This is a genomic window from Mariniphaga anaerophila (assembly GCF_900129025.1).
GTDB lineage: Bacteria > Bacteroidota > Bacteroidia > Bacteroidales > Prolixibacteraceae > Mariniphaga > Mariniphaga anaerophila.
Genome location: NZ_FQUM01000014.1, coordinates 64,653 through 78,538, shown reverse-complemented (window position 1 = coordinate 78,538; position 13,886 = coordinate 64,653). Strand labels below are relative to the sequence as shown.

Below are 13,886 nucleotides of genomic sequence, written 5' to 3'. Positions count from 1 at the left end.
GGGCTTTGTCACGCATCGCTTTAAATTTTTTACTTTCCATAATTACTCTGTCTTGCAAAATTAATACTGTTGGACAGAGTTCATTTTACAGTCTCCTAAATTCCAGACATACTTACCGAAGTGATGCCACCATGCCAGACCAAACAGTGTCTGAGTTGAACCCTATTGAAAGTTATGGCTAAATTTTATTAAGCACCCGGCCGGGCACTCATAATAACCCCCGACGATCAAATATCGTCCCATCACACAGCCTCACTAAATTTATACGCAGGAATTACATTGATACGCTTTTCTCCTATTTGAATAATATCCGATTGATCCATGGTAATGATAGTTCCATTATTCAGATTAAAAAAATCCATGGCAGCCAATAATCCATTTTCTTCTCTGGCACGGTTTTCAGGTTCTAAATGATAGCAAACCTGTATAACCTCTTCAACCTTATTATTCTTAAATGTTACAAAATCACACTCGTGCCCGGTTTCGTTGAAATAGAAAATCTCTTTCTGCTTCTGTCGTAAAAACCAGTAAATACAATTTTCCAACTTACGCCCATTATTCTCAGAGAATGATGGTGATACAGCATTGACTAAGCCATTATCAATGATGTAAACTTTGCGAGGATTCACCAAACGGGCGCGATACGACCATGAAAACTTAGGCAGCAATCCCAAAATCCATGATTGCTCAAAATAGGAAAGATAGTCGAGCACAGTTGCTGAACTTTTAATCCCCAATAAAGTAGCTAACCGTGTTGCAGTTATTAAGCTCCCAACGTTTGCAACCAGGTACAACAGCAGACGCTGCAGCGATTTCACATCACGCACTCCATGCCGCACGGCAATGTCGCGAAATAAAATGTCGTCAAAAAGAGAAGTTAATATTTCCGGGGATTCATGTTTTACATATTCGGGAAAACCACCAAGGCGGAAATACGATCGAAATGAATCTATCCCCGATTCAATTTTTTTGAAGCGGATGAATTCAACATACGAAAAAGGGAAAAGCTCTTTGGTGATGTGCCTACCTGTTAATTTGGTTCCGAGTTCTTTGCTCAAAAGTGATGCATTAGAGCCGGTTACAAGCACCTGATAGCCTTCATCGAGTTTTTGGCGCACATACAGCTCCCAACCCAAAACAACCTGTATCTCATCAAAATATAATTTTTTTGGATTAGCTGTATATATTATCTGGTCAAGCACCTCAAAATCATTGATTTCAAATTCATAGAGTTTTGGAGTATCAAAGTTGATATAGAATGCATCTGAAGGCTCTTGATTCACTAACTGTTTTATCAATGTACTTTTTCCACACCTGCGTACACCTGAAATAATCAACGCATGGTTTGAAAGAGACAATGGTAAAAGCTGAAGTAATTCACGCTCAATTTCATCAGTAGATTTCAAAAAACGCTCTTTTTGCAAATGAATGACTGTTTCTAGATCTGACTTCTTAATCATATCAATCTGAATTTGAGCATAAATATAACTTGTTTGTTACTAATAGGCAAACTTGTTTATTTGTAATAGTCAAACGACAAAGCTGGTTCATAAAACTATTTAGGAGCGGCATCCGGAGTAATAATACATCCCTCCATTAAAGCTTTTATTTGTTTGTTGATTGCTGCGCATTTCTGTTGTGCTTCATCAAACGGAAGCCCAGCCCGCATTTTGGGTCTTTTATGGCCGATGCAGGTGAGCCAGGCATCTTTCATCATCATCTGTTTTTGCTCAACCAGTTTTAATATTGCCACTCCGTTTCTGTGTCCGGAAAGCGCATCTTCCATACCGGTTTTATCAGAGATTTGAATTGGTTTATAAATTACAATTTCAAAATTAAGAAAAAACCAGATAGCCATTCGAAAATACACATTAACACAATCGTGCGGATTGGTTGAACCAACCACGAAGAACCGGCTGATTTGTCATGACACCTAAGATCGACACAAAAAATAAGTACAAACCATTTTCTAAAAGGTTGTCGGTGCTTTTAGGAGGTAAAGTTCTTCCCCTTTTTCCTATACGTTGCCTGTTTTTTCTTTTAAAGAATAATTACTAACTTGAATATTAATTGATTTGGGTTGGTCACCCCCCAATAATGAAAGTAACCTTGAACAACAAAATATAACTGACAAAAAATTGCAGTTATCCCTGAAGAATAAAAACCGGCAAGCTTTAACGGAACCTGCCGGTAGTGATAAACAACGCCCTTTAAAGGGCACATTATTAACAATGTAAAATTACAAAATTATGTCAAATCTAGAAGATTACAATGCCAGATTATCAGACATTCAGGCTATTCCTGATGAGGAAACCCGGGAACCCGGCATCCCTGTGGACGTGTTTCTACAGGAGGCGGAAAACCTCCATTACTGGAGTTTAGACGATGCCGCTGCATTAGCAGTAGTCGGGATTACCACCGACACGATTAACGACCTGCCCGTACGCGCGGGTGCCTGTCGCGAAGCACAATCTATCTGGAACAAAGACTACCGCTCGCAACAGGAAGCACAGAAACAATGGGCCGAACAAGCGCCTGAAGCCTATGCTTTCCGCGACGATTTACTGGCCTCGCTACGGTTTGCCTACCGAAAAGATGATGCCCTGTTGAGCCGTGTAAATGCTATCTCCGAAGGCAGCAGCCATGCCGACATGATACAGGATTTAAACGACATTTCCGTTCTGGGACGCGAATATCCTGCGCCGCTTACAGCCATCGGGTTCGATCTCGCGCAACTGGATCTGGCGGCTACCCGGGCAGACGAACTTGCCGATCTGTTGGCCGAAGCAAACGGCGACAAATCCGATCCCAACTACTCAAAAACCATCCGCGACAAGGCCTACACCCACCTGAAAGCACTGGTGGATGAAATACGTGAAGCCGGGAAATATGTATTCCGAAAAGATAAAAACCGGCTAAAAGGCTATTCAAGCGAATACTGGAGAAAACAAAACCGGAAAACCAGTAACGACAATAGTGAAGCAACTGAATAACGTTGTGTCTCCTGTCGTAACATCGGGCGTCCTGTAAAAATACGGGACGCCCAGTTGTTTTTCGCCCCTTCCTGTCTCAATTTTACACTTCCCTGTTCCACTGGAAGTCAGAAAAAAAGGACAGGGTAACAAAAAATACCGCAGAAATGACAAAAAAATCAACAGAGGCACTAAAAAAGGAACAGAAATCGGAAAAATCGCAACAGCAAATCAAAAAAACTTACAGGAGAACAAGAAAAGGAAGCAGGATTGACTTAACTCTCATCTACCCTAGAGACGACAAAGTCCTCTATTAATCCGTATTCAAGAAAATCATATTCAACTCCCTTGGGTTGCCTCTCCGCCCCTCTTTTAAAGTCCCATGGTGTTACAATACCTTTACGTGTAATTCCATGATGTGGACCAAAAGTATTCTTTAGGCTTCCATGAACAATTACAGAGATTTCGTTCATGCCTTTTTGTAAATTTACATTTTTAGAATATGGCTGAGTCTGTATAATCCCAAAGCTTTTGCCATTAACAATTACCTCTGCAACTGTACCATTCCAAAGCGGAAGTCTAACCTCGAACACTCCTTGTTTATTTGTTTCAATCTCTTTTTTATACCTTACATCTCTTCCATAGAAAGGGGCCCCTTGGTCAATCCAGCTCCCAATCTTCAGTGGCTTAGCCGGAACAACTTTCCAGCCCGCATTAAATGACTCAAGTGAAAAATTACCTAAAAGATATACTGGCTCTATCTCACAAAGCACATTAAATTTGTCAACAGTTAGTTTTAATCTGTTTTCGCCTTCCTTCAAAAAATCTGCTGCCTCTATAAAATGCAATTCCCTATCAAGCCAAAAATCTCCAGGTTTTGCTTCTATTTCTTTCCCGTTTAGTGTAATGTTGTATAAGTTTGATCTTTCAATCACCAAACGACTATTCGACGTATCAACATCTTTATCTATCAGGAAAGCATAACTTACTTCAAAACCATCACCCTCTTTATACTCGCTTTGCCTGTCAAGTATCTCTGTTTTAAACTGACTTGATGCAAACCAAGGATTACCATCTTCGAATCCGTAATGTTTATAGACCCTCTCCGAGGCTTTTGCAAAAAACATATTCTCTTCTTTTCCTTCACCGATTTTTAATGTCACAAAATCTACGGTGAGAATATTGGGCGATAAGGCTTCAACACTGCTCAGTGAAGCTGGTAACTTTGTGACCTGAAGGATAGGAATCTCTTCTTTGGGTGGAATGGTTTGTTTTTTATGCACATAAACCATATAGCTCCCTGCAGGATCAAGCTCTACATTAAATATCAAATTCTTCTTATCTCTCTTATAAGCGATGGGAAAAGTTTCTCCGGTTTGAGGACACATTCCTTCTACTGACTTACCCTCTACTTTAACAATTGTATTAGCGCTTTCTTCTAAGCTGAAGTTTGAGAAGAACAGTATCTCTCCGTCAATAAGCTTTCTTCGATGATGATACATCTCTCCTCTTTTTGAGGATTCTATCGAAATTGAAGCATTGCTCAGAAACTTTCCTACAACTGACTTATTCATAATTGGCACGACATTCCAGCTATCTTGCTGTGTTGCAGCAGCAACTCTATCTGTAGAAATTCCATTGACAAATTTTTCGCTCTCTCCAATCTGAACAACAACGCCACCATTCTTAGCATATTGTTCCAAAAGATCCATAGTGCGACTATCAAAATTATCCATTACATCGGGAATAATTACCACATCATAACTTCTCTTATTAACAACAAAGCTATTTCCTTCCACACTCCCATTATCCCTGATAATGTTCTCACATCCCAAATCATACTCAACTTGTTGAAACTCTATGAAATCAACAAGATTACTAAAGCTTTCTTTCAATGTATTAAATCGATCGTTAGTCATTCCCTGGTATGGAGAATAATACATCCATGCTGTTGTTGTGGGTTCCAGAAGCAGTATTTTATTTTCTTGTATTCCGGATGACAAAGCCACAGATAAGCGGGCAAAGTAATCGGCTTGCTTTTTGTAAAGTTTCCAGTATGAAACATAAGGCATAAACGACTGAGGATAATCATGTTTTCTGTCACCTGCCAGTGACATATGAGAAAGATGCTGATTTAGAAAGTTGACCCCCAAAGTATATTCCCAATCTCCCAGCCGCTTCATGTCTTCAAAACGCAATTCCCATCCTGCACCTCCATAGGTTTCACTAAGTGCTCTGTGTCTGTCGAATTGATTTGCAACAGAGGAGAGCTCCTTTACGGCTACATTATTGCCGAACTGATCGGGACGCAATTCTGTAGTATTAAACAACATATCAATAGCCGGAACCTGATGCCAAGCATACATGGCCATATTATCAGGACCATGATGAGGACTGGGCCAACCATGCTCCCAATAATGGCCTGTCCATGCCAAGTTTTTATCTTCCGTATAATTATACCAGGGTTTAGACCAGCGTTCTATAAACATATCAAGAAGAACGTATTGATAATTGTGTCTAATCTTCTTCCATTCTCCTGTTTCATATATTAGAGATATCAGGTAAGGCTCCAAATCATATCCCCATTTCTTTTTAAACTCTTCAAAAAGATCGGGAGTCCATCTTATTGCATTTCGATGAGTAGTTGCAATATTGGGTTCATCCGTAAATATTCCTGGAACAGTTTTCGCAAACTCATCGCCCAAATATTTCTCATATCCAGCCATCGTGATATCCATAAACTTCTCTGTGACGCCTTTCACCAGAAGATCCACATAAGAGAAACCAGCATACCATTTTGACCCCCAAGAAGAATTTTTAAGTTCCAGAATGACGTAATCTCCCAGTTGACCGTCCTCTTGTGCCATCGACGACGTTATGTTTTGCCATTCTCCATTTGAGTTTTTAAAAACATATTTGATTCGTTCGTAATCTCCATGCAAATCTAACTTTTCCATACGGTGCGGAACAAGATCTATCCCTTGATTATATGACTCAGGCATTTGCTCAGGCACATGCCCTCCCGCGAATCCACTAGGGTATGAATTTTCATCGTAAATCCAAACCCGCATATCAAGTTCCCTTGCACGCTCTTTAGTATAATCAACCAGCTCGAACCAATTATCAGAAAGATATTCAGTAATCATTCCATACCGAGGATGAAGAAAAACTCCATCGATCCCATTCTTCTTAAATTCGGTCAAACTATAGTTAATATCGTCTTGGGATACATCGTGATTCCATACCCAAAAAGGAGCAGAGCGATAATCTGCTCCTGGGCTTCTGAATTCCTCAATCATTGAAGAGTAATCCACAAAACGCCCATCTTGAGGAATATTGACAGTATCTACACTACATGCCGTGATAATAGACATTATTATAAGTAACTGAAAAGGAATCTTCATATCTTAAATATTTTAGTGTTTTTCTTATAAAATTTTCTTCGATTCACAATCTCTTTCTGACTGCAAAATCTTTAAAAGGTATGTATTTACGTAGATTCATTAATTTGTGGTAAACACATGCTCTCCACTCCCTACCTTAAAAACAATACTGTTCTCTTGTTTCCCGAGATACTCTACACCTTCCCCTAGCAATTTCTCATCAAAAATGGTCTGATTATTTAACTTAACTGTTTTGTATTTATTTGGAATATACACTTCTGCATTACTCTCGTAGGGTACTTTCAACTTTATAATCATTTCGGATTTAGATTGCTCAATCCTGACAGACACATCTCCTGCAATCGTTTTATTTCCCGTTTCAGCATAAGAAAGAGTACCAAGCTGTGGTTTAACTCTGAAAGTTTCCCATGCAGCCTGAACTGGCTCTAAACCACAAACATATTGAGCAAGAATGGTTAATCCCCCACCGCTCCATGCATGGTTGTTTGTGCCGTGCCCAACCCTATCGTCTCCATCTCCAAAATTTTCATACAAAGTTGACCATGGAGATACATCAACCATTTTATAATAGCGCTTTTTCATACGTTCTAAGCCATACACAGGCTGGTTCATCATAAAAAGAGCCTCAAGAACATATTTCTCCATATATGGACTTGCAAGATGTGATGTCTTAAAAACACCCAGAAGTTTGTCCCATTTATCTCTTTCAGCAAGTCCAGAGACTACGGCAAGAGCTTGTGCTCTATCATCGTATTTTCCTTCATAATTTGCGGTTCGATAACCATTACTATCCCAAAATATTTTGTTAAAAGATTCCTTAAAGGCTGCCATCTCATTACCGACCCGTCGAACTTCATCCTGATTGCCTAGCAATTCAGACATATTTCTATATCCCTTTAAAGCTAAATAATACCAAGCATTAAACAGAAGTTGTTTATCAATATCACTTCCCCAATCTCCCCAGTACCACTCTCCATAGCGCTCTACAAGTGTGCCATCTGGCTTCAACTTCCAAACATCAAGATATCTCCGAACCCCATCATAAACCCCTGCTATAGTTTCTCTATCTCCGGTGTTGATATAATATGTCCAAAAACCATAATATCCTACACTGGCCAGCATTTGTCCGGGGAGCTCCTTATCCCAGTTCCCCTCAGGGATAGGAGAATATAAAACACCGTCTTCTCGTTGCCAGTTTATCAACTCTACTATTCCTTTTTTACTTATCGTAGCTGAGTTCGGACATAAAGCATAAAAAGCCTCTCCCAATTCATTAACAGCATCACCCCACCATTGGGCTCTCTCCCTATCCGGACAGTCCATGTATGTATCTCTCATTGTAACATAAAGTGTACGGGCAGCTTTAGTCCATAGTCTCTCATAAAACTTATTACTACACCTGAAATATCCAGTAAATTCAGTATTAAACCCTGTCTCCCGGTATTTAAGAGCCTTTATTTGAACTCCTTCTGGAATATAGTATTTCACAACGTGCCCGTTCATCCAGCCTAAAGACTCATATTCTTGTCTTCCTTTCTTAGTAATATACTCAGCCCTTACTGAAGCAACATTTAAGCCCATATAATCAAAATTATCAGTCTGCATTTTTATGAGTGCTCCCTCTGGAGCATCAATATCAAGAATAGGAGTTATATGACAATTGTAAGGAAGCTTGCATTCAATCCATTCACCAGAACCAACCGAAGGAATATCTGCAGCATTTTCATACTCTCTTACACCATAATCTTTCCATAATGGAATAGGATTCTTTATCAACCTGTTCCATGGAGCATCCTGAGCCTTTGCAATGACTTTCGCATTCGGCATTTTTCCTTTATAACCGGGCAACACCCACTCAAAGTTTCCTATTCTTGCATCAAACTTTATATTGGATTCTGATAGACGATAATTAGGGTTGAGATGCCCCGTATGGACATATGCTTTGTTTAGCTCGGCTGTCCAGTTTTCATCGCTTTTAAGATCTATTTCGTCACATTGAAATACAAGCCCCGATTCTCCGCTACTCTTATGAGAAAAACCGTCCTTACCAAAATACCACAAAAGAATGGCCAAACAGTTTTCACCAGGCTTTAGGAATGGGGCAATATCAATCTCCTCATAATAGGTATCATGCGGTGTGGGGCCCCTCTTTACCTGCCCTTCAAAAACGACCATCTTACCATTTATCCATAGCCAGAATTTCGAATCACAAGCAATTCTTGCCACTGCTTTTTTAGGAACAATTTCCAATTGTTTTTCTGTTCTAAAATTAAACCAACTATTTGATTCATTTTGTCCTTCCACAGCGGTTATTCGTTTAGCTTGCCACTCATGCCCCTGTGCATAAACTCCTATACAGAGCATTAAAAATAATAGAGCCGTTTGTATTTTCATTTTATGAAGCTTTTGATTCGTAATGAAAGTCAGCTATGCCAAAGATGACCTTTACAAAATTTCAGTGTATTAATTTGCATCATACATAAGGGAGGGCAAAAGCCCTCCCTTTCTTACATTTTTACTTATCACTTGTATTCGGAGTTTTGCTCCATCGTCGCATCTGTTTGAAGCACAAAAGATGGGATAGGATACAAAAGTTTTATTTTTGTGAAAGCATTTTCTGGAATGACAGCTCCTGGTCTTAGTGCCTTTTCTCTTACTCCATGGGCTTTCATTACCTCCTCGGCCTGGCCTGTTCTAACTAAAACATCCCAGCGGTCTGCTTCGCAATGAAACTCTATCCTCCTCTCATGTATTATATCGTCAAGCGTAACATTTTGCATAGGACTTAATCCTGCACGCCTTCTTACCTCGTTTACAAGCTCGTCAGCATCACCTCCTCCTTCTCTAACGTAGCATTCAGCAAGCATCAACAAAACATGAGGATACCTGAAAAGAGGAAAATTTGTTCCAGTTTGCGTCTGAACTGCGTGTCCTGCATCATGGTACTTTTTTGTATATGGAACAATAGAATCATGATATGTGGCAAATCCATGATCTATATAAGATGTATCAATCATTGATAACCTTTCATCTCCTTTCTCAAACGAGTTTATTAAATCTGTTGTAGGTATATTCATACCTGTTCTGGCTGTAATCTGTCCAAGAGGAAGTAACTCGGTTTCCGAATTCCAGGGAAGAAAACAGTACATGAAGGTACTATGCAAATCATATGTTCCAGCAATAAATTGTACTGAAAAAACAATCTCTTTAGTGTTCGGAATGCCCCCTTCAAAAACTTCCGCATAAGAGTCAAGCAATTTGTAGGGATTTTCCGGACTGTTAACAATTGCTTCCAATTCCATTTTCGCCTCTCCATACATTCCATTCCACATATATTCTTTAGCTAAAAGCAGTCTTGCTGCACCAGAAGTTGCTCTACCAGCATTATCGGAAGAATATGTAGCAGGAAGAACGTTTTTCGCTTCATTCAAATCCTTAAATATCTGCTCATAAACCTGCTCCTTAGGCACCCTTTTATTGTTTTCAAATGCCTCTTCGTAGGCTCCTGCCGATTTTGTAACCAAAGGAACATCTCCAAAATATCGAACGAGATATGCATAATATAGACCTCTTAAAAATTTCGCTTCTGCAATGTATCTATCCTTGTTTTCATACTCTACACCTTCACTGTATTGAATGAGGTTATTACATTTTCCAATCCCATCATAAGAAGATGTCCATATATTATGTGTTATCTCATCTTGTGCACTTAAAGTAAAATTATTCAGTGACCAAAACCGATGCCCCGACTGGTCGGTTGTGTTATACTGAAATGTTGTATTATCTGACCGCATTTCTGACATAGCCCAATAGGCCCCCGTTGTTCCTATTCTATTGTCTGCAATTCCTTGCAAGCTTCTGTAAGAAGAGTTAAGAATCTGTTCAAAATCCTCAGAAGTATTAAAAAAAGATTTTGTAGTTTCATTAGAAATAGGTATTTCATCTAGAAAACCTTCACAAGACATAAATACTATACTTATCAGTATTAATATAATACATTTTTCTATATTTTTCATCTCACTATATTTTAGAACTTAATATCAACACCAAACATCATTGTAGTTGCCAGAGGATAATCGTAATTATAAAAATTACGCTGTAACGCATTTGCACCCTGCAAGTTGGCATCAGGATTGCCATATCTGAAATTAGTAAGGATAAATACATTCTGTGCTGACATATATAACCGTAGCGCATTGCAGAAGCGGACATTGTTTAAAGAATACCCCAACGTTATATTCTGCCCTTTTATAAATGAAGTATTAGCTACCCAGTCTGAATTTTCCCACCTGTCAATATTTGTAACATGGAACGTGGCAGCTATTCTTCCATTCCCAGGTTTTTCTGGAGAACGCCACCTTTCTTTCACTTCTGTTAATACATTAAACACTCCATCCAGATTTAGTACATCTTCCTCCAACTGACACCAAACATCAAAATCATGAGCAAAACTCATCGCAATATTTAAATCAAAATTTTTGTATTTAAAAGTATTATTAAACCCTCCCGTGAAAGCAGGATGAGGATTACCAATAATAATCTTGTCATTATCATCGATAATATCCCCCCCTCCATGATTGGCGTAATGTGGTGTTCCTGGTACTGATGTCGGGAAAGTTGCATTATTATGGACATCATCCCATGTATTTAAAATTCCCAAACTTTCCCATCCGTAAAACATAGCCATTGGTTGCCCTGGAACAGTTATGGAATAATTTCTAGCTCCTGTCAAAATTCTATCAACATTACCTAAATTGAGAACTTTGTTCCGGTTAAAAGATATATTAAAGTCCATGTTCCATGTGAAATTGGAATTTTTTATGTTTGTTGAATTGATTTGAAACTCAGCTCCCCTATTTCTTATTTCTCCAATATTATCCTGAATAGAACTAAAGCCAGAAGATCTTGGCAAGGTAACTCCCCATAACATGTCCTTTGTGATTTTATTGTAGTAATCAAAGGCAAAGTTTACTCTCCCTCCAAAAAGGATAAGGTCAAGTCCCACATCAAACTCTTTTGATCTCTCCCATCCCAAAGATGCATTGCCTATTGACGATATTCTTTTGCCGTTTACAATCTGGCCTCCCAATGTATAGTTATTTGCAGCTAAAGTAGGTATCCATGTATAATTACCGATGGCATTATTACCACTTGTTCCGTAGTCACCTCTTATTTTCAGGTTGGTAATCCAGCTTGATTCAGGGAAAAAACTTTCTTTAGATATATTCCATCCTAAAGAGATGGAAGGGAAATACCCCCATCGATTTTCTTCTCCAAACCTGGAACATCCATCCCTTCTTAATGATGCAGTGAAAAGGTATTTTGCCTGATAATCATAATTCAGACGCAATAAATATGACATCATTGACCATTGCGACGTACTACTACTTCCCGACTGCTCGGTTGCAGCATTGATTGTATGTACAGCATTGTTAGGATACTGAGAACCGTTCAGCCTGACCGAATAATCATTGTATCTCTCCATTGTATAACCTCCCATCGCAGAAATGGAGTGATCTTTGAGTATAAAATCATAAGAAACAATATTCTCCCACTGCCAACTACGATGGTTATTTGTTTGATGGTAGCCACTTGCTGCTTGTGGTGGAGGATTGTAAACTGAACTTACGGTGGAAGGCCTGAAGTACTCTTTATTTTGATTCTCTATCCGTCCATTGTACCTGGTAAGTAAAACTAAACCATGAATTGGAGTAATTTGAAGAGAAGGTTGAAAAAACAGGTTAATATTTCGTGTTGTATTTATGGTATTCTCAACTGCATGAAGAGCATTGACATTGCTAAATGTTCCAGGAGACCAGATATCAAGATCATACTCTCCATCGTAATAATTTGAATTATCTCTTTCCCATGGGCCATTGTCAATGTATGGTCCGTCAAGAGGAGTTGACATAAAAGCACTACCATAGATACTTCCTCTATCACCTCCAATTTCTCCATCCCAAGTTCTAATGGTGGGGTTAATATTAAGTCCCACTTTTATTGCGTTATTCGGCTCATATGCCATATTAGCTCGCATAGAAATCCGTTCAAAACCGGTTTCGTTTATAATCCCCTGATGGTCTAGATACCCCAATGAAAAAAATCCTGAAAAGCTTTTCATTGCATGAGTAACATTCATATTATATTCCTGTTTAGCGGCAACACGTGTCATTACATCGTACCAATCGGTGCTTTCTCCTGGATTATTGTATATGTCATAAAACAACTTTTCTTCATCTGGATCATTAAAATAGGGTACTCCATAAAAATCTTCATACTCTTGAACATTCTCAATTCTCCATTGAGAAAACTCCTCTGCATTCATAAGATCAAGCTTTTCACGTCCCATCATTCTGTCAATCCCCGCACTTGCGGAGAAGGCAAATTCAGTTTTTCCTTCGGCTGCACTTTCTGTTGTAACAAGAATAACTCCATTTGCCCCCCTTGAACCATAAATAGCTGTTGCTGACACGCCTTTAAGCACATCTATTGATTTAATATCAGCCTGATTTAAAAGCGTTAATGCCGACTGCTCTTTTCCAAAACCTCCTTGAACAGGTATCCCATCTATAACCACTAAAGGTTGACTGCTTGCTCCAATTGAGCTTGCTCCTCTAATGGACATTACCGAACCTCCTCCCGGAGATCCAGTAGTTTGCTTCACGCTTAGCCCAGCGATTTGTCCCTCCAACGAGCGGTCAAGTGAATTTGTTTTTTGAGTTTTTATTCTTTCTGTATCTACAGAGCTAATCGGGGTCGTAACTTTATTCCTTTTAATTGTTCCATAGCCCACTGCTACCACTTCTTCCAATCCAATCGTTTCTTCTTCCATGGATACATTGATTAATGTTTGGTCTCCAACCACCACCTCCTGCGTTCTCATTCCTACAAACGAAAACACTAATACAGCGTCTTCCGGAATGCGAGAAAGGGTATAATCTCCATCAGCGTTGGTCACGGTTCCCTGTGTAGTACCTTTCACCACAACTGTCACCCCAGGAAGAGGTTGACCACCTGTATCTGTCACCTTCCCTGATACTGAACGTTCCTGAAAAACGCCAAACGTACCCTCTTCCAACAACTCGGGTGTAACCAAAACAATAAAACGGTCTTTTACGGTATAGCTGACATCAGTTCCTGCGAACAAAGAACTCAAAACCTGTTCAATCTTTTGAGCTTCCATATTCACCGACACTTTTCGCTCTACATCAATAAACTTTCCACTGTACATAATTCGGAATTCACTTTGTCCCTCAATTTCGGAAAGTACATCTTTCACTGTAGTATTTTCCATGTGGAGGGTTAATGTTTTGTTCTGCGAATACGATTTATTGGCAAAAACACATCCCACAGAAATTAAAAGAAATAGCACTGTTAGTTTCATAAGTCTAAATAGCTTTCTTAGTCTGGGAATTTTCACATTCCCAAACAGTTCACCAATTTTTTTCATATTTTTGTATTGTTTAGTTTAAAATACCCTATTACTGTAGGGTTGATTATTTTTATTCTC

General features: G+C 39.1%; 7 protein-coding genes. 1 reads left to right on the top strand and 6 read right to left on the bottom strand.

What is annotated here, in order from left to right; all coding sequences use genetic code 11:
• Positions 1 to 242: 242 nt before the first annotated feature.
• Positions 243 to 1,460, bottom strand: a complete 1,218-nt coding sequence (locus BUB08_RS18545) for an ATP-binding protein (protein ID WP_073003411.1) — start codon at positions 1,458 to 1,460, stop codon at positions 243 to 245.
• Positions 1,461 to 1,555: 95 nt separating this feature from the next.
• On the bottom strand, positions 1,556 to 1,858 hold the full coding sequence (locus BUB08_RS18540; protein WP_073003410.1) for a hypothetical protein: 303 nt from the start codon (positions 1,856 to 1,858) through the stop codon (positions 1,556 to 1,558).
• 391 nt (positions 1,859 to 2,249) lie between these two features.
• Between BUB08_RS18540 and BUB08_RS18530 the strand changes: the two genes are divergently transcribed.
• Positions 2,250 to 2,993 carry a hypothetical protein gene (locus BUB08_RS18530; RefSeq protein ID WP_073003408.1) on the top strand — a complete coding sequence of 248 codons (744 nt, stop codon included), beginning with the start codon at positions 2,250 to 2,252 and terminating at the stop codon, positions 2,991 to 2,993.
• Positions 2,994 to 3,247: 254 nt separating this feature from the next.
• On the opposite strand, the gene BUB08_RS18525 is transcribed toward BUB08_RS18530, so the two are convergent.
• The 4 genes from BUB08_RS18525 to BUB08_RS18510 all read right to left on the bottom strand — a co-directional run bounded on the left by BUB08_RS18525 (position 3,248) and on the right by BUB08_RS18510 (position 13,826).
• Complete coding sequence (locus tag BUB08_RS18525) at positions 3,248 to 6,376, bottom strand: glycosyl hydrolase (RefSeq protein WP_073003407.1); 3,129 nt, start codon at positions 6,374 to 6,376, stop codon at positions 3,248 to 3,250.
• Between the two features lie 99 nt (positions 6,377 to 6,475).
• Positions 6,476 to 8,770, bottom strand: coding sequence for an alpha-L-rhamnosidase-related protein (locus tag BUB08_RS18520; RefSeq protein WP_073003406.1), 2,295 nt, complete (start codon positions 8,768 to 8,770; stop codon positions 6,476 to 6,478).
• 128 nt (positions 8,771 to 8,898) lie between these two features.
• Positions 8,899 to 10,392 carry a RagB/SusD family nutrient uptake outer membrane protein gene (locus BUB08_RS18515; protein WP_073003405.1) on the bottom strand — a complete coding sequence of 498 codons (1,494 nt, stop codon included), beginning with the start codon at positions 10,390 to 10,392 and terminating at the stop codon, positions 8,899 to 8,901.
• 11 nt (positions 10,393 to 10,403) lie between these two features.
• Positions 10,404 to 13,826, bottom strand: coding sequence for a TonB-dependent receptor (locus BUB08_RS18510; protein WP_073003404.1), 3,423 nt, complete (start codon positions 13,824 to 13,826; stop codon positions 10,404 to 10,406).
• Positions 13,827 to 13,886 lie beyond the last annotated feature (60 nt).

Excerpts from the sequence above, each read along its gene's own strand:
- BUB08_RS18520 (WP_073003406.1), bottom strand. The coding sequence starts at position 8,770 with ATGAAAATACAAACGGCTCTATTATTTTTAATGCTCTGTATAGGAGTT.
- BUB08_RS18545 (WP_073003411.1), bottom strand. The coding sequence starts at position 1,460 with ATGATTAAGAAGTCAGATCTAGAAACAGTCATTCATTTGCAAAAAGAG.
- BUB08_RS18510 (WP_073003404.1), bottom strand. The coding sequence starts at position 13,826 with ATGAAAAAAATTGGTGAACTGTTTGGGAATGTGAAAATTCCCAGACTA.
- BUB08_RS18525 (WP_073003407.1), bottom strand. The coding sequence starts at position 6,376 with ATGAAGATTCCTTTTCAGTTACTTATAATAATGTCTATTATCACGGCA.
- BUB08_RS18515 (WP_073003405.1), bottom strand. The coding sequence starts at position 10,392 with ATGAAAAATATAGAAAAATGTATTATATTAATACTGATAAGTATAGTA.
- BUB08_RS18540 (WP_073003410.1), bottom strand. The coding sequence starts at position 1,858 with ATGGCTATCTGGTTTTTTCTTAATTTTGAAATTGTAATTTATAAACCA.
- BUB08_RS18530 (WP_073003408.1), top strand. The coding sequence starts at position 2,250 with ATGTCAAATCTAGAAGATTACAATGCCAGATTATCAGACATTCAGGCT.